The organism is Pseudoalteromonas sp. ATL1, from assembly GCF_058933015.1.
This window is the reverse complement of record NZ_JBZYXL010000001.1, coordinates 3,486,439-3,510,709: the sequence shown is the minus strand read 5'-3', so window position 1 is coordinate 3,510,709 and position 24,271 is coordinate 3,486,439. Positions and strand designations below refer to the sequence as shown.

Below are 24,271 nucleotides of genomic sequence, written 5' to 3'. Positions count from 1 at the left end.
GAGTCAGCAAAAATTACATTTGGCAAAGTTTAAAGTTTAGTGTGCTTGCGTGTTTGTGTATAACAATAGGATAAAACACAGCGGTTATACCATCTACGAGAGTTGTCTGTGCATATGAGGTGGAACACTAAATTTCTTATATTTAGTTGGCGAGTCACCATTGTTGTGCCATGTTTAAGTTGGTTTTGCAGTTTTTCATTGTTCAGTTATTTGATATTTAAATTATTTTTAAAGTTTTTATTCTAATTATTGAGCTTGTGTGAAATATTAGCCTTATGAATTTGTTATTAGGAGTGTGCGGCTCGCACTGTAAGTCGAATGTTCAAAAAGCTGTCGATCAAACAAAAAATTATTTTGGGGTTTTCTAGCCTAGGAATATTGCTCTTACTGGCCAGTGGACTGGCTTATACTTCCCTGACACAAATTAACTATGCAAACACAGAAGTAAAAAGTGTGGCAGTGCCTATCTTGAAAACGGCCAATGGCTTGCAACTTAAGCAAAGCGCATTGAGTAAATTAATATCTAAAGTGTACAGTGAAAGCGATCCTGGGTTATTACGTAAAATTGAGCAACGTTTTAACTCCCAGCAACAGGCTTATCAACGTCAATTAGAAGAACTGACAACGCTCACTGAAAATAAACGACAGTTTGCAGGACCACTAGAAAATATTATTACGATTAGTAAAAGTATTGAGCAGCATGCACGTGCACTTTTAGTGGCCAAACTCAGTGCCACAGAGCAGCTGGAAAAGACTAAAAAATCGGTGCTTCAGTTTGAGCAAATAAGAGCCTTAGCTAGCGATGCAATGCTCAATTTAGAGCTGATCGAAACCTCAAATGCGCGACAACTTGCCGAAGTTGCAGGCACAGGTATACGTATTGACGATATGATGTATACCCTCAGTGATAACGTCAAAGTGGTTAATCAGTTAGATGTACAAGAGCTTACCGCGCAACATGAAGATGTGCGTTTCTTATTGGCCAATATTCAAGACAATTTTCAATTTCTAAAGCGTCAGTCGCAGGGGTTAGATGCGGGTGAGTTATTGGGAGAGTTTACAACTCAATTAGCGAAGATGACTGAATTGCTGGACCAACCAGGTACGTTGTACCAAAGCGCGCAGTCAAAGCTTAGCTCAATTGATGCCTCCAAATCGGCCTATCAACGTGCGGAACAAGCGACCGAACAAGTGCAGAACGCGTTGCGAGCACTACAGCAGGCATCGGATGAGCAATTCAGTTTTTATCAAGATATTGGCGAACAAAAAATTGTACAGGCCAAACAAACGACACTTATTCTCGCTGTCATATTTATTACTTTGGCTGTATTTATCGCGGTATCAACCAGCCGTGCAATGCTAGGGCCGCTAGCAGCGGTAAATAAAATGCTTGGTTACTTAGCCAATGGCGATTTTTCTCGTGATATGAAAAAGCGCAGTAACGATGAATTTGGCATGTTGATAGACAACATTAACCAAGTAAGAGATAGCCTTAAAGTGTTGCTGGAAGACATTAACCACAAAGTGCATGAGCTTGAAAATATGTCAGACTCTACTCAGCAACGTAGCCAGTTGCTTGCACAGAACGCTCAGCGCCAACTGCAACGCATTGACAGTGCAGCAGGGCTCGCCTCGGAAATTGCCATAAGCGCTCAGCAGGTGAGTGCAGAGTCCGCGACCACGCTCGATAGTATCAAAGAAGCCGAGCAGCAAGGGTTAAATGCGAATCAGATAGCCAATAGCAATAGGCAAAGTATGTTGTCGCTAAATAGTAAAATGGCAGATGCTGTGGCGATTATGGATAAGCTCACCGGTCACAGTGAAAGCATCGAAACCATTCTAGATACCATCTCATCGATTGCTGAACAAACTAATTTATTGGCACTCAATGCTGCGATAGAAGCGGCTCGTGCTGGAGAACAAGGGCGCGGGTTTGCGGTGGTTGCTGATGAAGTGAGAACACTCGCTGCGCGAACACAGGCATCAACCAATGAGATCAGCGCCATGATCGATGCTTTACAACAAGATACTAAACTAGCTAATAGTGCGATTTTGGAAGGGCAAAGTGGCACACACACGTGTGCACAAAGAAGCGAATCACTCTCTGAGGCGATTGCGCAAATTGAACAAGTGTTGGTTCAGGTCAATAGCTTGAGTACGCGAGCCAGTGGTGCCGCAAACGAGCAAGTTGGGCATTGTCAACAGATCGAAAGTGTGATGTCTCAGGCACAACAAACCGCGCAAGATAACGCCAGCGAAATGCAACATATGGCGCAAGCAAGCGAGTCGCTTAGTCGGTTTGCAAACTCGCTCACTGAATTGGTCAAACGCTTTAAGCTATAGCGGCAACGGATGAGAGTATTTGCCTGCACTCACTCAGTTTCATAAAGTGGGGAACAGGGTAGTCAGGATGTGCTTCTTTGAGCGCAGATTGCGCCAAACTCTCGATATCTTCTGCTTTTAATTCATTAAACTTGGTTTGAATATTCATGCTGTTTAACAGCTGTTCAATATGATCTAATAAATCTTGAGCTTGCCTCTCAACAGGGTAGTCTAACGAAGTTAAGCGACATTCTTGAGCGATGAGCGCTAAGGTTTTATTGATCCTATCGCCATACCAGCGCAATACGGGCATAAGCAATACCGCATTGGACAGGCCGTGCGCTGTGCCGTAGCTGGCACTTAGCTGATGCGAGATGGCATGAATGTAACCCACTGAAGTGCGTGTAAAAGCTTGTCCTGCGTAAAACGAAGCAAGTAATAGTTGCTCTCTGGCTTGTAAGTCGTTGCCGTCTTGATATGCCTTTGGCAGATACGTAAATATTAAATCACAGGCATTGAGTGCGCGCTCTTTACTAAATTTCATGCAATTAATGCTGAGCAAAGCTTCTATGGCATGTGTTAGCGCATCAACCGCTGTTGTCGCTGTCAAGTGTGGGGGTAAAGACACCGTAAGCGCCGGTAGCAATACCGCATGTTGTGGGACAAGGGCAAAATCAGTTGCTGCATATTTCAGCTGTGCTTTAGGATCATTGACCACCGCTGCGACCGTGGTTTCTGCGCCTGTCCCAGCAGTTGTTGGTATCGCGATATTCGGCGGTAAGCGCTTTAATACTTTAAATAACCCTTTAAATGATGAGACCGCTTTATTTGGCCTAACAACTTTAGCACCAATTAGCTTGGCACAATCCATCACCGATCCCCCGCCAATGGCAATGATTGCTTGGCACTGATTCTGTTTGTAGGCATCAAAGCCCATTTCAACATTTTCGATGCTTGGGTTTGCGTGGACTTGATCGTAAACAACGGGCTGCATATGTGACTGAGCCATATTTTCTAATAGGGAAGGAAAACCGGCCAAGCCATGTATGATTGGATCTGTCACAACGAGTACTTTAGCGTCGCGCGGCAGTTTTAGAGCGTACAGAGCTTGAATAAATGCTTGTTCACCACGGTGCAGCGTTGGTTTTGGTACATCAACAAGAACAACAATGCACTTTAAAATAAAGTGATAGCAGCGATAGAGTAGGGTCATGTTTATGCTCGTTTTTTACACGTAACAAAAACTGTAGCATAGAGGCGATTTATCACCTAGTCGTAAAACTGAGAAGGTAAAAATAACAAAGCCGCTTAAAAGCGGCTTTGTAGAGACTAGCTGTTAGGCTGTAAAGCTAACTGGGCGTCTTTCCTTACGCTCACCATCACGGCGAGGTGGACGTTTGCCATCGTTACGTGGTTCTTTAAAGCTACGCTTTCTTTCACCACGTCCTTCAGAGCCACCCGCTTGATCAGCTGGGTGAGCACTCTTAGTGAGCTTCATAGGACGCTTACAGATAAATACGTTCTGGAAGTGTGATAACACCTCAGCTGGCATATTCTGTGGTAACTGTACCGTACTGTGTTCATTAAACAAGCGGATGTCACCGATGAACTTGCTTGAGATATCAGCTTCGTTTGCAATCGCACCAACAATGTTCTTAACTTGAACACCGTGATCACGACCCACTTCGATACGATAAGTATCCATAGGACCTTGTGAGCTATTACGTGGACCTCTGTCAGCGCCACGGTCTGATGAACGCTCTGAACGTTCACGACCTTTACGCTCACCACGAGGCGCACCATCACGTCCACGGCCTTCACGAGAACCATCACGACGATCGTCACGTTCACGACGCTCGCGTTGGAACTTGATTTCTTCGACCTTAAGTGGTGATTGTTGCTGAGCTAAACAAAGTAAAGCACCCGCTAAGTCTTCAGCACTTAACTCAAGCTTTGCAGCTAAGTCTTTTGCTACATCATTAAAGAATGTGATGTCTTTGTGCTCAAGAGCCGTAGAAAGCTTAGTTTGCAGGCTTGCGATACGCTTTGCTTCAACCACTTTAGCAGAAGGAAGCTCAACTTCAGCGATTTCCGAATTAGTGTGACGCATGATATTGCGTAGCAAATAACGTTCGTTGTGTTTTACGAACAAGATTGCTTTACCACTGCGACCTGCGCGACCTGTACGGCCGATACGGTGAACGTATGCTTCGCTGTCTTGCGGAATATCGTAGTTGATTACTAAGCTTAAACGGTCAACGTCTAGACCACGTGCAGCAACGTCTGTTGCGATTACGATGTCTAATAGGCCGTTTTTCAAACGCTCTACCGTGCGCTCACGTGCTTGCTGGTTCATATCACCATTTAGTGGCGCTGCTGAAAAGCCTTCATGCTCAAGTAACTCAGCAAGTTGCACAGTGTCGTTACGTGTACGAACGAACACAATGGCACCATCGTACTCTTCAGCTTCTAAGAAGCGTACAATTGCTTTATTCTTGTGAACACTCGCTCGCCAAAACACCTGTTCTACAGTAGAAACCGTAGAATTACGTGCAGAGATATGAACCTGCTGTGGATTATCTAAGTATTTTGCACAAATAGATTGGATCTGCTTTGGCATTGTTGCAGAGAATAAACAAGTTTGCTTATTCTTTGGGGTTTTTTCCATGATGCTTTCAACATCATCGATGAATCCCATGCGTAGCATTTCATCTGCTTCATCGAGCACAAGTGCACGTAAGTCAGATAAATCTATTGTTTTACGGTTGATATGGTCAATTAAGCGGCCCGGTGTCGCAACAATAATTTGTGCACCGCGGCGCAATGCGCTTAGCTGAATGCCATAGCTTTGTCCGCCATAAAGGGCAAGTACTTCTACACCTTTGGTGTATTTAGCATATTGTTCAAATGCTTCTGCCACCTGAATGGCAAGTTCACGAGTTGGTGTTAACACCAAAATTTGTGGCTGCTTAGTAGCCGGGTCAATATTGTTCAATAATGGTAAAGCAAATGCTGCTGTTTTACCTGTACCCGTCTGCGCTAGTCCCAGTACGTCCTTTCTTTCTAGCAATAACGGTATACATTGAGCTTGGATCTCAGATGGTGTCTTGTATCCTTGCTCTTCGACTGCTTTTAAAATTGCAGGAGAAAGATCTAAAGATTCAAACGTGACTGGTTCTGACATTAATGCGCCTCAACGAATTTAAAGAGGCGCGCATTGTATAGGAAAAGCAGATCAAATGCTTGTACTAATTAGAACTAATTTATATGTGATTGAAGTTGTACGTTTTTTAATCACGCCTAAAATGGGTATTTAACAACATATTTACTAAGTTGCTATCATTGCACGTGTTTTAAGCGTGTTGTGTTCACTCACGATACAAGTCTAAATTATCTTTTGCGTAAGCTTCAAATTCGGTAAAGCCACCAATATGGTTCTGATCAATGAACACTTGCGGTACGGTTGGACAAGGTTTGCCCGCCGATTTTTCTAAATCGGCTTTACTCACACCTTCTTTAATAATATCAACATATCGATAATTAAAATCGTCACGCTGGCTAGTTAAGCGTTCTGCCACTTCTTTTGCACGAACACAGTAGGGACACCCTTCACGACCAAAAATAACAGTAAACATAAAAAATCCTCTTGAATTGAACTGAGTACAGTGTAGAAGAAATAAGTGCAAAGAAAAGCGATTAAAAGTGATTCTTCCAATCGGAAATTTCGATTGTGTTAAATGATTATGAAGCGTTTCATTTCATACAGCCAAAACATCTTCAAGTTGAGTGGTGGGGCTAGGTATATTTGTCACAAACTTTCACAGTTGTTTGTTATTTCAACTTTATATTTTAAGCACAAACACGTATTGTACCAGTTTTTAAAATTTTGAAAGGCATAGAGATGCTCAGATTATTACTGCTAATTACAGTTTGTATTAGCTTACTTGCAGGGTGTAACAGTACAACTCGAGTAAAACCTAACATGGTTTCAAATAAAAAGTACAAGGTAAATAAAGACATTGTTTTGCCTTTGCAAACTAAGGTTGTAGCGTATGTCCCTACAGGCAAGCTAAAGAGTGAGTTTTTTGCGGTTGGTCGTATTCATAAACCAGGTAAGGCACTGACGGAAGCGACTCAGTCTATTTTCAAAAACTACTTTAGTGAATTTAATTGGTTTGAAAGTGAGCAAGACGCTCAGTACATATTTAAGCTTGATCCAGAGTGGGACTTGGAAGCCGGTGATCTAAAAGTAACTTTGAATTATGAAGTGTTTTCATCAGATGGTAAGTCTTTATTCAAAGGTGACGTTGTAGAGACAAGTGCGTATAACTACCTAAATAGTGATGCAGGCTTTTATAATTCTGCATATAAAGCAATGTTAGCCGTCCTATCGCGCTTTGCGAATAAACATGGTAGCCAAGTGCTGAACATGCCTTTAGCGTCTTTAATCAATTTTGATTTAAACAAACTCATTGGTGAAAAACCGATTAGTACAGGTACTGGTTTTTACATCAATAATGAGGGCGATTTACTTACCGCTGCACATGTTTTGAGAAGCTGTTTAGTTACCAAAATAAAAGTTGATGGAGAATATAAGGCCGTTAAAGCGGATGCAAGCAGCACGCTACTAGATCTAGCAGTGATTAAATCAGGAACGAAAAGCCCGAGTTATTTGCAGTTACCAACAAAGAGTTCATTAGAGTTAGGTGAGAAGTTGACGTCTGTTAGCTATCCATTAGAGGGATTGCTAGAATCTTCGCCAAACATGACATTTGGCAATATTACATCTGTTAAAGGGCTAACAGGTTCAAAATCTACTTATCAATTTAGTGCGCCTGTGCAACCAGGTTCGAGTGGTGGTCCATTGGTGTCAGACCATAATGAACTATTGGGAGTGACGACTAGTTCACTCAATACTAAAAGCCTAATTGAAAAAGGGGTTATACCGCAAAATGTGAATTTTGCGACAAAACCAGAAATGATAAAGAAATTTCTTACAAAGCATAATATCCCGTTTAAGCAAGGCAAAAGAAACGACATTGCAGTCACAAAGCTTGCTCTAGAATCAACAACATCAATTGCGTGTTATCAATAATAGGAACTGAATTGTGAAAAAAGTACTTATCTTGCCAATTATTGCGTTTCTAATGCTTATTAGTCAGCATGCGAAAGCTTCTCTGGTGCTACCACCGGCGCAATTCATCAACATCGTAGATGATTTTCTGACAGACGAGCTTAAAACTTTTCCCATGTTTGCTAATATTTCAGATGAGCTGCCTGGTAGCCCAATTAAAGTGGTTGCTTATCTAGAGCAAGATACGACCTCGGGTGGAGCAGCGGCGGAAGCAACATCCATTCTTTTATCAGCGAGTACGTTAGGCATCTTGCCTGTAGTTAGTAATAAAGACTTAAAGTTATCTTATCGAATACTGATTAATGGAACGCTTCTTAGTGAATATCGCTTCATTAAAAATGTGACAGAATCAGACAATATTTGGTTGGCTCAGTATGACAGAAAGCTAGATAAGGATATTGTTGAGTGGGTCAAGTCAACTATCCCTGATGTAATCAGTCAGTTTAATAACGACGATAAAATTAAATCTTTATTAGAAGAGTATAATTTCTATTTTGATTAATCTTATCGAATAGAACTTTCAGATGGGGCCTTAGCGCCCCATTTTACGTCCTATAAACTGTTTTTATTAAGTGGTAGCCAAACTTGGTTTTCACAGGGCCATGTACCTCAAACAAAGGTTTTTTAAACACGACATCGTCAAATGCTTTAACCATATCGCCTTTGTTGAATTCCCCTAAATCCCCGCCGCGCTTTTTAGAAGGGCAAATTGAATGTTGTTTAGCGAGTTTATTAAAATCCCCACCTTTCGCTAATTTTGCTTTGATGTCTAAGCACTCTTTTTCGGTTTTAACCAATATGTGGTATGCACACGCTTTAGGCATGGTTGCTCCTGAAATTGATCTGAATGGCGAGATCATGAAGGGCTTGGTGTTAAAACACAAGCCCTTTGGGGAGCTTACTAATAAATAAGTGCGGTTAGAAGGTCACGCTAAATCCGATAGATGGACGCATTTCAAAATCGTCTTCTTCTTCTTTAATGTACAGATCATCAACGGATTTAACCTTTTTGTAGTCTAAATCAATGTAGCTGACGTTTTGCTGTCCATAGGCATTCATTAACTCAAGTATTAATTTGCCATCCAACCCAAATAACTGGGTTTTTCGCTCAAAGCGAATATCTAGCCTGTGATACATGTCGTGACGTTTTGAGAATGGATCTCCATACACCGGTAAAAAGTGATCCGCATAGTCTGGGTTTTCCTTCACACCAACGATGGGGGTGTACGCTTGTCCACTGCGTGCCGTAAAGTTAAAACCGCCTTCCCATAATTCATTGACCTCATAGTGGAATACGGCATTAAACACTAAAGGCGTGTCGGCATAATAGTCACGAGTTACGTTGGCTCTGTTGTCTGTTCGTTCGCTTTTGGCATAACTCAGAGCAACCCACCCATACCAGTTGTCGGTTTTGTTTTTGCTAAGCAATAAATCAACCCCGTAGGCTTTGCCTTCTACTTGGTTGCTATACAGCAAGTGTGCATCTGGCGCACTTGGGTCTATTGCCAAGGGTAAGTCATCCATAGTTTTATAGTAACCTTCAATCGACCATGACCATTCATTTTCAAGCTGTTGTTCAAATCCTAGTGTAAAGTGATCGGATGTCTGTGACTTTAACTTGGGATTACCAACCTTAGGGATAATGTAGTCAACATCTTGCATACGGTTGTACTGACCATATTTAGCAGTGATCGTACTGTCGTCACTCAGGTAATAATTAAGCGCTACACGTGGTGACGTAAAGTCTTCATCGGTGTAGTCATTATGTTGTAATTGTACGCCCACTTCTGATTGCAATTTGTCGGTGACTTGCCAAACATGTGTTATGCCAAGAAAGCCTGAATCAATTGCAATTTGTTGGTTGCCATTAATGCGTTCACCTTTTTTCAAATCACAATCAGGGTCCAGTTCGGTACATAAGTACTGAAAGGTATCGTATTTGAAGGTGGTTTCGTTATCAAAATAAGCAAAATCAGTAATGATCCTGTGTGCTTGGTTGATACGATAGTTAAGCTGTGCCTTATAGCTATACTGCTTCTCTTCTTCTTGTTCAAAGAAGCCCGACGTTAGGGTTGCTTTTTTACCATATTCTAGTCGTCCTGAATGGTCTAGTGCACCCACGCCAACTCTGAGGTGATAGTTTTTACTATAGTGATCCCACAGTAAGCTTTGGCTGGTGAATTCACGAATAAACCGAGCATCTCCTTGGAACTCTGGTGTTTTTTTCGCAAGTTCTGCACGCTCATTGAATCCAGCTGCAGCTGAATCTTCAGCGCCCGTGAAGTTAAAGGTGAGTGTATTGTTGTTGTCTATATCCCATAACCATTTACCTTGATAGTCATGATCATCAGGCGCATCGTTGACGACGATACCGTTTTTCTCACCATCATCATCTTCTAACTCTTCACCTTCAGAGAAAAATAATGGCAGGGTGCTTTTGCGTGCCGAAAAATAGAAGGCTGTATTTTCGGTTGCTTGGCCTTCAATAAACACACCAGCATTAAACATCGTAAAATCTAATGTCGTTGTGATTGGTTGATATTTTGGGTTACGTAGTGTGACATCAAATACAGCGCCAGTTGCGTTACTGTATGCAGCGCCGTAGCCAGCAGAGTACAACTGAAAATCTTGGATAATGTGGCGGTTAAAAATAGAACTGCCAAAGTCATGGAAAATGTAGCCAGCAGGTATGAAGTCTACTTCAAAAATATTGTCACTGGGTGAGGAGCCTCGCACGGCAGGTTCGCTCATTGAACCACCCGCAGCCACTACGCCTGGTAGGGAATAGACTGCACGCAGTGGATCGCCCATTGCGCCGGGCATCTCAATGAGCTTTTCAGTGTCTTCGGTAATCGAGCTAGTGATACTGCTGCGTTTGTAGTGAACTTCGATATGTTCGATGTTTTTTGGCTTATCTTCAGCGTGTGCCGCCAATGCAATACACATCATGATAGGCGATAGAGAGAACGAGCGTTTTTGCGTACGAGAGAGCATTGTTTTATTCCTGCAATGAGTTCAATGATGACAGCAAGAAGTGTACTTTGCTTACTTGTAGAAGTGTTTTAGATTTGGGTAATAAAGTGTGTGGTTGAGCATACAAATATTTACATTCTAAGGCGCAAACCAATTTCGCTCGAGTAGCCCATATCACGCGCAATAATATTACTATTTTCGTCAATGATATAATAACTTGGGTATGCACTGACTCGGTAGTTGGCACCCAAGTTTTGGTCACCGAGTAGAATGGGCATAGCTAGGTTTAAGTCCGAAACAAACGCATTGACTTGTGCTGCACTGTCATAGTCCAGTGCGATGGCGACGGCATTAATTTGCTCATGTTGATATAGCTTATTGAGGTTGGGTATGCTGTAACGACAAACTGTGCACCAAGGCGCAAAAAAGTATAGGACGACCTTTTGTCCTTGAAATGATGTGAGGCTGATACGATCGCCGCTACCTAATTGCGGCAAAGAAAAATACGGAGCAGGTTGATTACCTCCGGTGGGCAGCATGTCTTTTTGTTGGTAGCTACCGACAAGTAGAAATACCACGACAATAGCTGTTAGATGTAAAAGCGTTTTTATCACATGCAGTCCTTAAACGAATACAAGCGTGCGGAGTGTATCGCGTAAGAAAGACAAGAGAAAGATGTGTGCGACGCACACATCTTAGTTTGAGACTAACCTAAATAGCGTTTGGCTTTTTGCGGTTTAATTTTGGTGAGATCGACTAACACTAAGCCATCGATACAATTATTAAAGTCGGGATCAATACTAAAGCATAGGAAGTTGGCACCATCTTCTTCGCAAATTTCCGTGTATTGCTTGAATAGCGTGGGTACTTGCGCGCCTAGATTGGCAAGCACATATTTCAACTCGGCAAAATCTTCTTTTATGTCATCACCTTGGAACAAGGTTTTACATTGTTCAAGTTGCTGACTCGTGAGTTTAAACTCGTTTTTTGGTTCCGCATGTGCAGGCAAGCGAGCAAAGTAGTGTTGGTAATGGTACACCAGCATCGCTTTTGCTTCGTCAGGTAAACTGTTTGATAGGCTTACCGCGCCAAATAAATATCTGTGCTCAGGATATCGTTTCACAAATGCCCCAATACCGTACCAAAGATAATCAAGACTTTTCCTGCCCCAGTATTTAGGTTGAACAAAGCTTCTGCCTAACTCTAATCCTTGCTCGAAATAAGGTTGCATTTTATCGCTATAGTTAAACAAACTATCCGTGTAGAGTCCTTGTTGGCCATAATCCTCTAGTACGCGTTTAGCACTCGCCATTCGGTATGCACCGACTAGTTCTAGTTGACGCGGATCCCAAAGTACTAGATGATGGTAGTGCATGTCGTATTTGTCGATATCTCGGCGTTTACCACTGCCTTCACCGACAGCGCGAAATGCGATTTCGCGCAGGCGACCAAGTTCCCTAAAAATGACGGAACTACCTTGATATTGGTATAAGTAAATTTGCATACCATCTTGGGTTTCACCTAGCAGCTCACATGCTTCAAGCGCTTTTTTGAGTTCTTTTTTACATTCAGGCACCGCGATAGGTGTTTGCGTCTTCAAAGGTAGCGTTTTCTTTGTGCTCAGTCGATAGAGCTGTTTACGGATCAAGCCGACGATTTCTTTATCTTTTAAGTTTTCAATTAAGTAAGACTCAGGTGGAATACTGGCACCAATTTCAAACTCAAGTGACTTTTGTCTTTGCTTAAACATTTCCTTGACCAATAGCAAACTAGCTAATGGCTTGTAGATCATGGATGTGCCGTAGAACAGCGGACTATTTTTGGCCTTAATATAAATAGGTAAAATAGGACTGTTGGCTTTTTTAGCCATGCGCAAGAAGCCTGAGTTCCATTTGCAGTCTTTGATGCCCGTAGGGCTCAATCGTGATACTTCTCCGGCTGGAAAAATAAGTAGTGCGCCTTCATTTTTCAAGTGCTTTTGAATATTGGCAAGCTCTTGTTTACGGCTAGTACCAGACAAATTATCGACCGGGAGCAATAAAGAATGCATTGGTGTTAACGACATCAGCATACGATTGGCAACCACTTTAAGATCTGGGCGAACTTTGTTGATCACGCGAATGAGGGCCAGTGCATCTAAAGAGCCAATTGGATGATTGGCAACAATGACGACACTACCTTCACTTGGAATATGCTCAATTTGTTTTGGTTTGTAGCGTGCATCAAAGTCTAGTTCATCTAAAACTTGTTCTACAAATTCAATTCCCTGCAAGTGGGGGTAAGTGTCGGCGAATGCGACAAACTCTTGTTCATGCAATAAGTAGCCTAAGCCTTTTTTAACTAACCCCTTGACCTTAGGTGAATTTTCTAACTGAGGTAAGTTAGCTTCGATCACTTTATCGACACTGATCATAAAACTGTCCTATTGGATATGATTAACATTAGATTAAAAATATCCCGTGACAGGAATGTTGCAGTTAGCGGTCATTTGTATGACATTAATTACCGTTAGAAACCCGAGACGATTATATAGGATTTTGCTTCTTAGTTAGTTTAATATAGAAATATTAAATAGTTATGGAGACATAGTTATGTCCTTTCTTGTTTGTGTTACTGGAAGAGATAACACCAAGTTACTCACAGAACTCAAAAGTCGTTTGGGTGATGAAGCGGTATACGAGTGGCCTAATTGCCCAGCTCCTGAAAAAGTTCAGTTTGTTTTGGCTTGGAATGCGCCCGATGCACTATGGGCAAAACTGCCAAACTTGCAGGTTGTGCAATCGTATGGTGCGGGAGTGGATGGCATTGCCATGCATTTGTTGCCAAAGCACGTTCGGGTGACGCGTATTATTGATAGTGTGCTTGCGGATGACATGGCCGAATATGTACTGGGTCAGGTGTTAGCGCATAAGTTGCGTATAAAACCATATTATTCTCAACAGGCAGAACAAGTTTGGAAACCTAGACGAGCACAGCAAGGCAACAAAGTGGGGATTATGGGGTTGGGAGAGCTTGGCTTGAAAGTTGCGGAGCGTCTGAATAATAATGGCTTTAAAGTGTATGGCTGGGCCGCATCACCTAAACAAATTGACTTTATTGCCTGTTTTACTGGGCCTTCAGAAATCGCCTCGTTTCTAAACGAGTTAGATTATTTAGTTTGCTTATTGCCATTAACCAAGCAAACCAAGGGCATTTTGAATAAATCGCTTTTTGAAAAGTTACCTAGCTCGTGTGTGGTTATTAATGTTGCTCGTGGCCAGCACCTTAATGAGCAAGATTTGATTTGGGCGCTCGATAATCAAGAGATTGCAGGTGCGAGTTTAGATGTTTTTACGCAAGAGCCGCTTCCTCATGAACATCCATTTTGGCGCCACCGTGCAATAACAATTACGCCGCATTGTGCAGCATTGACGAGCATTTCAACAGCCTGTGAGCAGATTGCTAATAATTATTTTTCTTTATTAAATAATAAACCGCTAAACAGTGAAGTGGATCGAAACAAGGGGTATTAAGCCGTTATTGATAAAAACGACTTTATCTTGGTTAAATATTTTATATAATTCATGGTGTTACTTAATTTTTCTGAAACGAGTAGTTTGCATTGGTAGAGTAACAAAAATGTCACGATTTGTTCATTATCCTGTATATAAAAACATCTTGTCCGTTCATCGAATATTCAGTAGATTAGTAAAAAATAATAAAAACAGGAGGCTATAATGAAAAGCAAGCAAAGCGGAGTGAAGTTATCGTTGGTACTTTTTTCGGTTATTTTGTTAGGAGTGTCTGCGTGGTTTACAAAGGCCCAAGCAAATGAACTGCCTGAGCCTTCGGAGGTCGCAATATCACAAGCTAGCGCTTAGCATGTAGCTCTCTATTTTCGATTTTTTTCTCTTCACTTTTTTTCAACAGCACATAGGTCGAAGCGCTGCCACCATGGCAGCTCAGGGCACTGTGAAATGCAAGCACTTGTGGCATTTCTTGTAGCCACTTGTTGGTGTAACTTTTTAGTATTGCGGGGAAAGGCTTACTTTTAAGTCCAATGCCGTGACGCACTAAAAGCACCCTGATATTGCGCTGTTGGCAATCCATCACAAAATCAAATAAGGCCTTTCTGGCTTCATAAAAAGAACGCCCGTGCATATCTAATGTTGCATCTATCTGGTATTTGCCAAGACGCAGGTTTTTGTATACCCCTTCTTGTACACCCGATTTTTTATACGCCAGAAGATCATGCGGATCTAATAGATCGACATACTCTGTGGACAAAAAGTTAGGGTCAAAATCAATTTCTTTTTCTGCTGCACGACGCTTTTCTAACTGTGCAATTGTGGGGGAATGTTTTAAACGAGACAACTCCACTTGGTTTGTTTGCGCCAGTGGAGTGACATCTCCCATGGATGCTAAAAATAGCTCTTCATCTGTCATAGCCATACTTCACCTGTAAAGCAACTGAGAGTATGGCTGAGATTTTAGCTTAGTCTAACTGTAATGACTACTAGCTAAGCTCGAGATGGCCAAATGTATATACTTTAAATAGATAAAAAGTATTAATTAGAATGAGGCTAAGGTTAGATACCACGCTAGTATTAACAAGATCGAGACTGAATGATAAAAACAGTAAGCTACACGCCGTGATCGCAGCAGCGCGCAAAAGTGTTATTTGATTGATAAAGAAGGCACCTAAGCCTAAAGCTAGCAATACAATATTGATGAGCCAATCGAACTCGTTGAGCATGGTCTGTATGGGTTTCCATTGTTGATTAAAGGAGCGCCATTATGGTGATCATTTGACCATGCTTCAAGCGAGTATTTTTATAATTTTCAGATTAGTTTTTTTAATCCATAATTAGCTTTTTAAGGGCTGGAATAAAGCCACCTTGCTCGATGATTTGATACTTTTGGCAGCTATCAGGATTGTTTTCGTCTACACATAGATACAAGGTATTACGCTCAAGCGCTGGCCTTGGGTGAAGGTTAGAGTCAAACAAGACAGGGTCGAAGCCTAAAGCACCACTCCAATAGACGCTTTGTGAGACAAGTCCGAGTTTCTCGTAAGTAATAAGCTGAGGTTTTGGAAAGATAATCGCAGCGAGCGTCAGTACGCCTAGTACAATCCATTTTGTAGGTCGCTTCTTGGCATCTGATTGTTGCAGTTTTGCATTGTCTTCTGGCTGCCCTGATGCTTTTTCAATTGTTAAGTTCGCTTTATGAGGGGTACGAGTAATGCGTGCTTTATGTTTGCCCTGAACTTGGCCTAGTAACGCTTGTTTTTTGTTTTTTTTCTGTTTATTTGGATTGTTTGCCATACCTAGATGTAGCCTTTTAGTTGCAGCACTCTATAATAGATCTATCATTTCAATGATAACGTATTTTTTATTCGCAGCCTATGGGAAAGGATTATGGATCAGCAAATCTCAATATTAATCGTCGACGATGTTGGAACCGTGAGAAGCTTTTTGCATCAGACTCTCATGCATTTGGGCATAGACCGAGTAAAAGAAGCCTCGACAGTTAGACAGTGTATTAAAGCGTGTGAAGAACAACATTTTGACATCGTATTTTTAGACATTGAACTACCGGATGGTGACGGTAAAGAAATAATCTCTCAATTAAACGAAATTAACCCCGAGTTAAATGTCGTAATGGTTTCCGCGCACTCTACAGTGGAAAATGTCAAAGATGCGATTGAGTTGGGGGCAAAGGGGTTTGTGGTTAAACCATTTTCGCCGAAAAAAATTGCAGCGATGTTGAAGAAGTTTTATCCAGAGTTAGAGATAAGCTAAGCAATTCACTAAATTTTAGGTATAAAAAAACCGACTTTCGTCGGTTTTTTCATTCAAAAACAAATTATAGTGCTTTAATTTTAGCAGCTAAACGGCTCTTATGACGAGCAGCTTTGTTTTTGTGGATAAGACCTTTAGTTGCGTAACGGTCTAGGATAGGTGTTGCAACAGCAAATGCTTGAGTTGCAGCTTCTTTGTCACCAGCTTCAATTGCAGCAACTACTTTTTTGAAGTAAGTACGCATCATTGAACGACGGCTTGCGTTGTGCTGGCGGCGTTTTTCGCTAGTAATAGCGCGTTTTTTTGCAGACTTGATGTTAGCCAAGGTTTGCTCCTAACAATCTTAAAATAAGCTTAATTTAAAGGCCGAGGAATATGCCCGTTTTAATCGCAAAAGTCAATATAATTTGACGACTGCGGCCTTTGTTTCTTTATCATGGTAGCCTGATCACACTAAAACCTCAGCGAAAACGCGCATGGCATTTAGTAATCGCAGGCACTTGAATCACACCAATACCAAAGAAATCCCTCGGCTGCTGCGATTAATGGCGCGTATTGTAACAAACCTTGCTTCGTTCACATAGTGTTAGGTTAATAATTTTTATACTTGCATGGCGCTTAGATAAATGTTTTGCCTGTTTTTCGCCATCCTATGGCATAATTGTCAGGTTTGAATCATAAGGAGAAAAGGGTGGCCAAAGGGTTATTTAAGTCTGGCATGATTGTAAGTGCTATGACGATGATCTCGCGTGTTATGGGGCTAGTTCGCGATGCCGTTGTCGCTAATTTGCTCGGTGCGGGGTTAGCCGCGGATGTGTTTTTATTCGCTAATCGAATTCCAAACTTTTTACGCCGCTTATTCGCCGAAGGCGCTTTTGCCCAAGCGTTTGTACCTGTGTTGTCAGAGATAAAAGAAAAACATGGAGACGATAAAGTCCGCATTTTTGTGGCGCAAGCTGCTGGTACACTGGGGACTATTTTGCTGTGTGTGACTTTGCTTGGCGTGATTGGATCACCTGTGATTGCCGCCTTGTTTGGTACAGGCTGGTTTATTGATTGGTGGCAAGGTGGTGAAAATGCGCATAAGTTTGTATTAGCCAGCGGCTTGTTAAAGCTGACCTTTCCGTATTTATTTTTTATCAGTTTAGTGGCGCTTAGTGGTGCCATTTTGAATGTGTATAACCGCTTTGCGGTTGCGGCTTTTACGCCTGTGCTGTTAAACATATCTATTATCAGTTGCGCTATATTTTTGCATGACAAATTCGATGTAAGTGCTTACGCACTTGCGGTGGGCGTTTTTATAGGCGGGGTTGTTCAGTTTGTTTTCCAACTGCCTTTTTTATACCGTCTTGGCATGTTGCAAAAACCACAGTTTGCTTGGCGTTCTGACGAAGTCACTAAAGTTAGAAAGCTGATGTTACCCGCTATGTTCGGTGTTTCTATCAGTCAGATCAACTTACTACTGGACACTGTTATTGCGTCATTGTTGGTAACTGGCTCTATCGCTTGGCTTTATTACTCTGATCGATTGATTGAGTTTCCGTTAGGCCTTTTTGGTATTGGTATCGCGACGGTTATTTTACCCGCACTATCAAAGCTGCACGCAGGGGATAAGCTGGATGATTTTCAAAAAACCTTAGATTGGGGAGTACGCTTTGTGCTTTTCTTAGGGTTTCCCGCGATGTTTGGGTTAATGGTTATTAGTCCGCTCATTATCTCAGTGTTGTTTGACCACGGCGCATTTTCTAGTGGGGAAATCGATCATGTTCAAGCGGTGAGCTATGGCGTGGCAGCATACTCGGTTGGGCTTGTCAGTTTTATGCTGATCAAGGTATTGGCGCCTGGCTTTTACGCCCGTCAAGATACTAAAACGCCAGTAAAAATTGGTATTGTAACACTCGTTTTAAACATGATTTTCAATATTATATTGGCCCCATTCATCGGTTATTTGGGTTTAGCTTTAGCTACTTCTCTATCTGCCAGCTGTAACGCATTTTTGCTGTATCGGCAATTAAGCCACAGCGATGTGTACCATATTTCGAAATTTACTTGGTTATTTGCGCTCAAGTGTGTTGCTTCGGCCATGTTGATGGCGGCGAGTGTGTGGTATGTCGCGACGTTTTATGCTTGGCAAGCGTGGCCTTTAATGCAGCAGATCACTTTGTTATGCGCTTTATTGGTTTTGGCGGCAATCAGTTATTTTGGTTTGATGTGGATTTTTGGTGTTCGACTTTCAACGATTAAAGATGTCCGTGAAACACCGTGATAGTTATCAGTGATTATTCTGCTTAACGGCTTACAAAGATTCACATTCGTGCTTTACCTAGATGTTCGCATTTTTGAGCAACTTGGGTATAATCGCTCACTTTCAACGATTGCACTATTTAAGGCATTGAAACTATGCAGCTGATCAGGGGTATCCATAACATTCGACCACATCACTTTGGTTGTGTGTTAACTATCGGTAACTTTGATGGCGTGCACCTGGGCCATGTCGAGGTTCTTAAAGGCCTTCAACACGATGCTAAGCAGTATGGGTTGCCTAGTACGGTCATGCTATTTGAGCCGCAACCTCAGGAATTCTTTGCAAAAGAAAAAGCGCCAGCCCGTCTTACTCGATTAAGAGACAAGCTTGCGTTGTTGGCAAAACTAGGCATTGAGCGAGTGATTTGCGTTAGTTTTAATGGCAAGTTTGCTGGCCAAGAGGCTGAAAGCTTTATTGAGCAAGTCTTAGTGAAAAAACTGGGTGTTAAAGCACTTACAGTTGGCGACGATTTTAGATTTGGCAAAGGTCGCAAAGGCGATTTTGATATGCTGAAGCGCCTTGGTGATATTCATGATATGCATGTGAAGAGCACCGCGAGCTTTCGCCGAGATGATCATCGAGTAAGCAGCACCCTGATAAGGCAAGCACTTGCCGCGGGAGAGCTAAATAAGGCCCATGAAATGCTGGGTCACACTTATGCGATTTCAGGGCGTGTGATACACGGTTGGAAAAAAGGCCGAGAGCTAGGCTTTCGAACGGCAAATATTGCGCTTAAACGGCAAGTAAATCCCGTAAAAGGGGTATTTGCGGTTAGAGTAACGCTGGATGGCAAACAATATGAAGGCGTTGCGAATGTAGGGAATAAACCTACGTTGAATGGTACAAAAGCTCTGCTTGAAGTACATTTATTTAATTTTAACCAAGATGTCTACGGACATTTTATGCAGGTGGAGCTAATTAAAAAGCTTCGCAATGAGCAAAAATTCGATACATTGGAACAGCTTACAGCGCAAATCGCTCAAGATGTTGCCGCTGCAAAACAATGTTTTAATTTTAAGTAGCCGATACGGAAACTAGGATAAATGAGCGACTACAAACATACTTTGAATCTACCGGAAACTGAGTTTCCAATGCGCGGAAACTTAGCGCAACGCGAACCAAAAATGCTACAAGCTTGGTATGAAAAAGACCTATACGGTCGAATTCGTGACGCGAAAAAAGGTAAGAAGCCATTTATTTTGCATGATGGCCCTCCGTACGCAAATGGTGATATTCACCTAGGTCACTCAGTAAACAAGATCCTAAAAGACATCATTGTTAAATCTAAAACATTATCTGATTTTGACGCGCCTTACGTGCCGGGTTGGGACTGTCACGGTCTACCTATCGAGCTTCAAGTTGAGAAAAAAGTAGGTAAGCCGGGTCATAAAGTTACTGCAGCGGAGTTTCGCGAAAAGTGCCGCGCTTACGCAGCGAAACAAGTTGAAGGCCAAAAGGCGGACTTTAAACGTTTAGGTGTGTTAGGTGATTGGGACAAGCCTTACTTGACCATGAACTTCGACTTTGAAGCGAATGCAATTCGTGTACTTGGTCGCATCATCGAAAATGGCCACCTTCACAAAGGTGCTAAACCTGTTCACTGGTGTACAGACTGTGGCTCAGCATTGGCTGAAGCAGAAGTAGAATACCAAGATAAGCAATCGCCAGCGATTGATGTGCGTTTTGATTTTGTTGATCAAGAAGTCGTTGTTAAAGCGTTTGATTTGGCACCGGGGCACGAGGGTAAAGGGTTAGTTAGCACTGTTATCTGGACTACCACACCTTGGACTTTACCTGCTAACCGTGCGGTGGCGATGAACGAGCGTTTAGAATATGCCCTTGTTCAAGTGGAAGATGAAGGGAAAGAGCAGCGTATTATTCTAGGCTCTGAGCTAGTTAAAGATGCGATGGACCGTTTTGGTTTCAATCATTACCACGTACTGGGCTATGTAAAAGGCCAAGCGCTTGAAAACTTGCGTGTAGCACACCCATTCTTAGACTTTGATGTACCCGTTATTTTAGGTGATCACGTAACAACGGACTCAGGTACAGGTATTGTTCACACAGCACCGGGCCATGGTCCAGAGGATTTCTCTGCGGGTCTTTCTTATGGTTTGGAAGTTTCTAACCCAGTTGGCGCAAACGGTGTGTTTTTGCCAGATACACCTATTTTTGCAGGTCAACATGTGTTCAAAGCGAATGCAAGCATAGTTGAATTGTTGGCAGAAAAGGGCGTATTGATGCATCATCACGCGCTTCAACACAGCTACCCACATTGCTGGCGTCATAAAACGCCGATTATTTTCCGTGCTACGCCGCAGTGGTTTGTGAGCATGGATCAAGCAAACTTACGTAAAGACTCACTCGCTGAAATCGGTAAAACACAGTGGATCCCTGAGTGGGGTGAAAATCGTATCGCAAACATGGTAGAAGGTCGCCCTGACTGGTGTATCTCTCGTCAACGTACATGGGGTGTACCGATCGCACTATTTGTTGATAAAGACACTGGTGCACTTCATCCCAATACCAATGCGTTAATTGAGCAAGTAGCTAAGCTTGTTGAAGAGAAAGGCATCCAAGCTTGGTATGACTTAGATCCAGCGGTGTTACTTGGCGAAGATGCAGAGCAATTCATCAAAGTACAAGACACGCTAGACGTATGGTTCGACTCTGGCGTAACACACGCTTGTGTTGTGGATGCACGTGAAGAGTTAACCGGCCCTGCGGACCTTTACCTTGAAGGTTCAGACCAGCACCGTGGTTGGTTTATGTCGTCAATGATGACATCGGTGGCGATTAACGGCCATGCGCCTTACCGTCAGGTATTAACGCACGGTTTCACCGTAGATGAAAACGGCCGTAAAATGTCAAAGTCTTTAGGCAACGTCATTTCACCTCAAAACGTGATGAATAAACTAGGTGCTGACATCTTACGTTTATGGGTGGCTTCAACAGATTATACTGCGGAAATGACGGTTTCTGATGAAATATTCAAGCGCTCAGCAGACCGTTACCGTCGTATTCGTAACACCAGCCGCTACTTACTGGCAAACTTAAGTGGTTTTAATCCTGCGACTGATTTAGTTGCTGTTGAAGACATGGTTGAGCTGGATCGTTGGATTGTGGCGCGTGCTGCTGCATTGCAAACAGAGATCATTAATGCTTATGACAACTACCAAATGTTAGTCGTAACGCAAAAGCTAATGAATTTCTGTACGGGAGAGCTTGGCTCTTTCTATCTAGATGTTATCAAAGACCGTCAATACACCGCTAAGAGTGACAGCCATGCGCGGCGTTCTTGTCAGTCGGCGCTTTATCACATTGCGGAAGCAATGACACGCTGGATGGCACCTATTATGAGCTTCACCGCACAAGAGATCTGGGAAGTGCTACCGGGTGAACGTGGTGAGTTTGTGTTTACCGATGTGTGGTATGCTGGCTTTGAAAATGTCACTGAAGGTGCGTTGAATAACGAATACTGGCAAAACCTGCTTGAAGTGCGCGATGAAGTGAACCGTGTTTTAGAAAGTGCGCGTAAAGAAGAGTTGATCGGTGCAACTTTGCAAGCTGAAGTGACTTTATATACCGGTGGTGACTTAGCTGAATCATTGCAGAAAATCGGTAATGAGCTGCGTTTTGTATTGTTAACGTCTAAGGCGGTAGTTGAAGTCGTGAACGCGAAGCCTGAAGGTGCGATTGCAACTGAAATCGACGGTTTGTACATCGCGATTAATGCCACAGAAGCTGCGAAGTGTGAGCGTTGTTGGCACTATTGTGATGATGTTGGCCAACACGAAACACACACAGATTTGTGTGGACGTTGTGTAAGCAACGTTGAGGGTGATGGCGAAGAACGTCAGTTTGCATAGGAGCAACTAGTGACTAACACAACGCAAAAAAGTGGTTTAGTCTGGTTGTGGCTGAGTCTACTGCTTTTTGCAGTAGACTACATAACCAAAGCCGTTGTTGTTGAGAATATGGATCTTTACGAATCGATAAAGATCCTACCGTTTTTCAATTTTACGTACATGCATAACTACGGCGCGGCGTTTAGCTTTTTAAGCGAAGCGGGTGGCTGGCAGCGTTGGTTTTTAAGTACAATTGCGATTGCGATCAGCGCCTTGTTGTTGTTTTGGCTTAAAAAAATACCTGCGCGTAACTGGGTGCTTTGCTCAGCATATTCCATGGTACTTGCGGGCGCTTTAGGCAATTTAATCGATCGTCTGATCCATGGTTATGTCATCGACTTTTTACATTTTTACTATCAAAATTGGCATTATCCAGCTTTCAATATTGCAGATATGGCGATTGTTGGTGGCGCAGGATTGTTAATTTTTGACGCTTTTACTGGCAGTAAAGCACAGGAGAAAAAAGCATGAGTGAACAAATGATTGGTCCACAATCAGAAGTTGTGTTTCACTTTTCAATCAAACTTGAAGATGGCTCTGCGGCTGACTCGACGAAAGTTCATAACAAGCCTGCTAAGCTCTTTATGGGTGATGGCAGTCTGACTGAAAATTTTGAAAAATGCTTGCTCGGTTTGAAAGCCGGTGACAGTAAATCTTTTGATTTACAGCCAGAAGACGCGTTTGGTCAGCCGAATCCAGATAATATTTATTATGTGGAACGCAGTAAGTTTGGTGCTGATGCACCGGCCAAAGTCGGTAGTATTATTGCCTTTACACAACCTGATGGCACTGAACTACCAGGCTTAATTCGTGAAGTTGCGGGTGACTCTGTCACCGTAGACTTTAATCACCCATTGGCGGGTCAGCCCGTTACCTTTGAAGTGGATATTTTAGAGGTGAAGAACTAATGGACATTTTACTTGCTAACCCACGTGGCTTTTGTGCAGGTGTAGATAGAGCGATCAGTATTGTTGAACGCGCGCTCGATATTTTTGAAAAGCCTATTTATGTACGTCATGAAGTTGTGCACAACAAATATGTTGTGAATGGGCTACGTGACCGAGGTGCTGTGTTTGTTGAAGAGCTGCATCAAGTACCCGATGATAGCATTGTTATCTTCAGTGCTCACGGGGTGTCTCAGCAAGTACGTCAAGAGGCCAAGCGTCGCGAGCTTAAGGTGTTTGATGCAACTTGCCCGTTAGTGACCAAAGTGCATATGGAAGTAACCCGTGCTAGTCGAAAGGGCACTGAGTGTGTGTTGATCGGCCATCATGGTCACCCTGAAGTAGAAGGCACAATGGGGCAGTATGATAATCCCAATGGTGGTATTTATTTGGTAGAGACCCCTGATGATGTGGCAAATCTGCAAGTAAAAGATGCTGACAATGTATTCTACTGTAGCCAAACGACACTCTCGGTTGATGATACGGCGGATGTGATTGATGCGTTGCGTGCAAAGTTTCCAAACATTCATGGCCCACGCAAAGATGATATTTGTTATGCCACACAAAACCGCCAAGATGCGGTGAGAGATTTGGCAGACAAAGTGGACGTGTTACTAGTTGTAGGCGCGAAAAACAGCTCAAATTCCAATCGCCTAAGAGAGCTTGCCGATAAAATGGGCACGCTCGCTTATCTTATCGATGATGCACAGGGTGTTGACCCTGATTGGTTCCACGATGTGAAGTCAGTTGGTGTAACAGCGGGGGCTTCTGCGCCAGAGGTGCTAGTTCAGCAAGTTGTAAACCGTCTAAAAGAGCTGGGTGGCAACACGGTTGTTGAAAACCCGGGCGAAGAAGAAAACGTGGTATTTGCTGTTCCGGTTGAGCTGCGTTAAGACTGTTCG

Annotated in this window: 22 protein-coding genes; 11 read left to right on the top strand and 11 right to left on the bottom strand. The window is 42.6% G+C overall.

Going from position 1 to position 24,271, the window contains the following annotated elements; translation table 11 throughout:
- The first annotated feature begins 354 nt into the window (after positions 1–354).
- A complete protein-coding gene (locus tag AC5FX4_RS15450) occupies positions 355–2,343 on the top strand; it encodes a methyl-accepting chemotaxis protein (protein WP_493607231.1) in 1,989 nt (662 codons plus the stop codon).
- Here AC5FX4_RS15450 and AC5FX4_RS15445 read toward each other — a convergent pair.
- The 3 genes from AC5FX4_RS15445 to AC5FX4_RS15435 all read right to left on the bottom strand — a co-directional run bounded on the left by AC5FX4_RS15445 (position 2,333) and on the right by AC5FX4_RS15435 (position 5,957).
- On the bottom strand, positions 2,333–3,535 hold the full coding sequence (locus AC5FX4_RS15445) for an iron-containing alcohol dehydrogenase (protein WP_493607230.1): 1,203 nt from the start codon (positions 3,533–3,535) through the stop codon (positions 2,333–2,335). The genes AC5FX4_RS15450 and AC5FX4_RS15445 overlap by 11 nt on opposite strands.
- A gap of 123 nt (positions 3,536–3,658) precedes the next feature.
- Complete coding sequence (locus AC5FX4_RS15440) at positions 3,659–5,506, bottom strand: DEAD/DEAH box helicase (RefSeq protein ID WP_493607229.1); 1,848 nt, start codon at positions 5,504–5,506, stop codon at positions 3,659–3,661.
- Positions 5,507–5,690: 184 nt separating this feature from the next.
- Positions 5,691–5,957, bottom strand: a complete 267-nt coding sequence (locus AC5FX4_RS15435; protein WP_493607228.1) for a GrxA family glutaredoxin — start codon at positions 5,955–5,957, stop codon at positions 5,691–5,693.
- Positions 5,958–6,223: 266 nt separating this feature from the next.
- On the opposite strand from AC5FX4_RS15435, the gene AC5FX4_RS15430 reads away from it, so the two are divergent.
- Both AC5FX4_RS15430 and AC5FX4_RS15425 read left to right on the top strand, forming a co-directional pair.
- On the top strand, positions 6,224–7,417 hold the full coding sequence (locus AC5FX4_RS15430) for a S1 family peptidase (RefSeq protein WP_493607227.1): 1,194 nt from the start codon (positions 6,224–6,226) through the stop codon (positions 7,415–7,417).
- Between the two features lie 13 nt (positions 7,418–7,430).
- Positions 7,431–7,958, top strand: a complete 528-nt coding sequence (locus AC5FX4_RS15425) for a hypothetical protein (RefSeq protein ID WP_493607226.1) — start codon at positions 7,431–7,433, stop codon at positions 7,956–7,958.
- 43 nt (positions 7,959–8,001) lie between these two features.
- Here AC5FX4_RS15425 and ppiC read toward each other — a convergent pair whose 3' ends face one another.
- The 4 genes from ppiC to olsF all read right to left on the bottom strand — a co-directional run bounded on the left by ppiC (position 8,002) and on the right by olsF (position 12,842).
- Positions 8,002–8,280, bottom strand: coding sequence for a peptidylprolyl isomerase PpiC (gene ppiC, locus AC5FX4_RS15420; protein WP_476287402.1), 279 nt, complete (start codon positions 8,278–8,280; stop codon positions 8,002–8,004).
- Between the two features lie 94 nt (positions 8,281–8,374).
- Positions 8,375–10,450, bottom strand: coding sequence for a TonB-dependent receptor plug domain-containing protein (locus AC5FX4_RS15415; RefSeq protein ID WP_493607225.1), 2,076 nt, complete (start codon positions 10,448–10,450; stop codon positions 8,375–8,377).
- A 110-nt stretch (positions 10,451–10,560) separates the two neighbouring features.
- Positions 10,561–11,043, bottom strand: coding sequence for a TlpA family protein disulfide reductase (locus AC5FX4_RS15410; protein WP_493607224.1), 483 nt, complete (start codon positions 11,041–11,043; stop codon positions 10,561–10,563).
- Between the two features lie 92 nt (positions 11,044–11,135).
- Positions 11,136–12,842, bottom strand: a complete 1,707-nt coding sequence (gene olsF / locus AC5FX4_RS15405; protein WP_493607223.1) for a bifunctional ornithine lipid synthase OlsF — start codon at positions 12,840–12,842, stop codon at positions 11,136–11,138.
- A 178-nt stretch (positions 12,843–13,020) separates the two neighbouring features.
- Here olsF and AC5FX4_RS15400 point away from each other — a divergent pair, with 178 nt between their 5' ends.
- Positions 13,021–13,941, top strand: coding sequence for a 2-hydroxyacid dehydrogenase (locus AC5FX4_RS15400; protein ID WP_493607222.1), 921 nt, complete (start codon positions 13,021–13,023; stop codon positions 13,939–13,941).
- 337 nt (positions 13,942–14,278) lie between these two features.
- Here the strand turns inward: AC5FX4_RS15400 and smrA are convergent, their stop codons facing one another.
- From smrA to AC5FX4_RS15385, 3 genes are all read right to left on the bottom strand, one after another.
- A complete protein-coding gene (smrA, locus tag AC5FX4_RS15395) occupies positions 14,279–14,860 on the bottom strand; it encodes a DNA endonuclease SmrA (RefSeq protein ID WP_493607221.1) in 582 nt (193 codons plus the stop codon).
- A gap of 64 nt (positions 14,861–14,924) precedes the next feature.
- Positions 14,925–15,164: a hypothetical protein gene (locus AC5FX4_RS15390; RefSeq protein WP_493607220.1), complete on the bottom strand. Its 240-nt coding sequence runs from the start codon at positions 15,162–15,164 to the stop codon at positions 14,925–14,927.
- 100 nt (positions 15,165–15,264) lie between these two features.
- Positions 15,265–15,735, bottom strand: coding sequence for a hypothetical protein (locus AC5FX4_RS15385; RefSeq protein ID WP_493607219.1), 471 nt, complete (start codon positions 15,733–15,735; stop codon positions 15,265–15,267).
- Positions 15,736–15,828: 93 nt separating this feature from the next.
- On the opposite strand from AC5FX4_RS15385, the gene AC5FX4_RS15380 reads away from it, so the two are divergent.
- On the top strand, positions 15,829–16,212 hold the full coding sequence (locus tag AC5FX4_RS15380; RefSeq protein ID WP_493607218.1) for a response regulator: 384 nt from the start codon (positions 15,829–15,831) through the stop codon (positions 16,210–16,212).
- A gap of 64 nt (positions 16,213–16,276) precedes the next feature.
- Here the strand turns inward: AC5FX4_RS15380 and rpsT are convergent, their stop codons facing one another.
- Entirely contained in the window at positions 16,277–16,537 is a 261-nt protein-coding gene (gene rpsT / locus AC5FX4_RS15375) for a 30S ribosomal protein S20 (RefSeq protein ID WP_070992575.1), read from the bottom strand.
- A 366-nt stretch (positions 16,538–16,903) separates the two neighbouring features.
- Here rpsT and murJ point away from each other — a divergent pair, with 366 nt between their 5' ends.
- From murJ to ispH, 6 genes are all read left to right on the top strand, one after another.
- Positions 16,904–18,478: a murein biosynthesis integral membrane protein MurJ gene (gene murJ, locus AC5FX4_RS15370; protein WP_493607217.1), complete on the top strand. Its 1,575-nt coding sequence runs from the start codon at positions 16,904–16,906 to the stop codon at positions 18,476–18,478.
- A gap of 134 nt (positions 18,479–18,612) precedes the next feature.
- A complete protein-coding gene (gene ribF / locus AC5FX4_RS15365) occupies positions 18,613–19,539 on the top strand; it encodes a bifunctional riboflavin kinase/FAD synthetase (RefSeq protein WP_493607216.1) in 927 nt (308 codons plus the stop codon).
- 21 nt (positions 19,540–19,560) lie between these two features.
- On the top strand, positions 19,561–22,386 hold the full coding sequence (gene ileS, locus AC5FX4_RS15360) for an isoleucine--tRNA ligase (RefSeq protein ID WP_493607215.1): 2,826 nt from the start codon (positions 19,561–19,563) through the stop codon (positions 22,384–22,386).
- Between the two features lie 9 nt (positions 22,387–22,395).
- Complete coding sequence (gene lspA / locus AC5FX4_RS15355) at positions 22,396–22,896, top strand: signal peptidase II (protein WP_493607214.1); 501 nt, start codon at positions 22,396–22,398, stop codon at positions 22,894–22,896.
- The gene (fkpB, locus tag AC5FX4_RS15350) at positions 22,893–23,333 is read left to right on the top strand and encodes an FKBP-type peptidyl-prolyl cis-trans isomerase (RefSeq protein ID WP_493607213.1); all 441 of its coding nucleotides are present in this window, start codon (positions 22,893–22,895) and stop codon (positions 23,331–23,333) included. Before lspA ends, fkpB begins: the two co-directional genes overlap by 4 nt.
- Positions 23,333–24,262: a 4-hydroxy-3-methylbut-2-enyl diphosphate reductase gene (ispH, locus tag AC5FX4_RS15345; protein WP_493607212.1), complete on the top strand. Its 930-nt coding sequence runs from the start codon at positions 23,333–23,335 to the stop codon at positions 24,260–24,262. The genes fkpB and ispH overlap by 1 nt, the downstream gene beginning before the upstream one ends.
- The last annotated feature ends 9 nt before the right edge of the window (positions 24,263–24,271 follow it).

Bases quoted from the DNA above. Each gene is read 5' to 3' on its own strand.
- AC5FX4_RS15445 (WP_493607230.1), bottom strand. From the start codon at position 3,535: ATGACCCTACTCTATCGCTGCTATCACTTTATTTTAAAGTGCATTGTT.
- AC5FX4_RS15440 (WP_493607229.1), bottom strand. From the start codon at position 5,506: ATGTCAGAACCAGTCACGTTTGAATCTTTAGATCTTTCTCCTGCAATT.
- AC5FX4_RS15435 (WP_493607228.1), bottom strand. From the start codon at position 5,957: ATGTTTACTGTTATTTTTGGTCGTGAAGGGTGTCCCTACTGTGTTCGT.
- AC5FX4_RS15430 (WP_493607227.1), top strand. From the start codon at position 6,224: ATGCTCAGATTATTACTGCTAATTACAGTTTGTATTAGCTTACTTGCA.
- ppiC (WP_476287402.1), bottom strand. From the start codon at position 8,280: ATGCCTAAAGCGTGTGCATACCACATATTGGTTAAAACCGAAAAAGAG.
- AC5FX4_RS15415 (WP_493607225.1), bottom strand. From the start codon at position 10,450: ATGCTCTCTCGTACGCAAAAACGCTCGTTCTCTCTATCGCCTATCATG.
- olsF (WP_493607223.1), bottom strand. From the start codon at position 12,842: ATGATCAGTGTCGATAAAGTGATCGAAGCTAACTTACCTCAGTTAGAA.
- AC5FX4_RS15400 (WP_493607222.1), top strand. From the start codon at position 13,021: ATGTCCTTTCTTGTTTGTGTTACTGGAAGAGATAACACCAAGTTACTC.
- smrA (WP_493607221.1), bottom strand. From the start codon at position 14,860: ATGGCTATGACAGATGAAGAGCTATTTTTAGCATCCATGGGAGATGTC.
- AC5FX4_RS15390 (WP_493607220.1), bottom strand. From the start codon at position 15,164: ATGCTCAACGAGTTCGATTGGCTCATCAATATTGTATTGCTAGCTTTA.
- AC5FX4_RS15385 (WP_493607219.1), bottom strand. From the start codon at position 15,735: ATGGCAAACAATCCAAATAAACAGAAAAAAAACAAAAAACAAGCGTTA.
- AC5FX4_RS15380 (WP_493607218.1), top strand. From the start codon at position 15,829: ATGGATCAGCAAATCTCAATATTAATCGTCGACGATGTTGGAACCGTG.
- ribF (WP_493607216.1), top strand. From the start codon at position 18,613: ATGCAGCTGATCAGGGGTATCCATAACATTCGACCACATCACTTTGGT.
- ileS (WP_493607215.1), top strand. From the start codon at position 19,561: ATGAGCGACTACAAACATACTTTGAATCTACCGGAAACTGAGTTTCCA.
- fkpB (WP_493607213.1), top strand. From the start codon at position 22,893: ATGAGTGAACAAATGATTGGTCCACAATCAGAAGTTGTGTTTCACTTT.
- ispH (WP_493607212.1), top strand. From the start codon at position 23,333: ATGGACATTTTACTTGCTAACCCACGTGGCTTTTGTGCAGGTGTAGAT.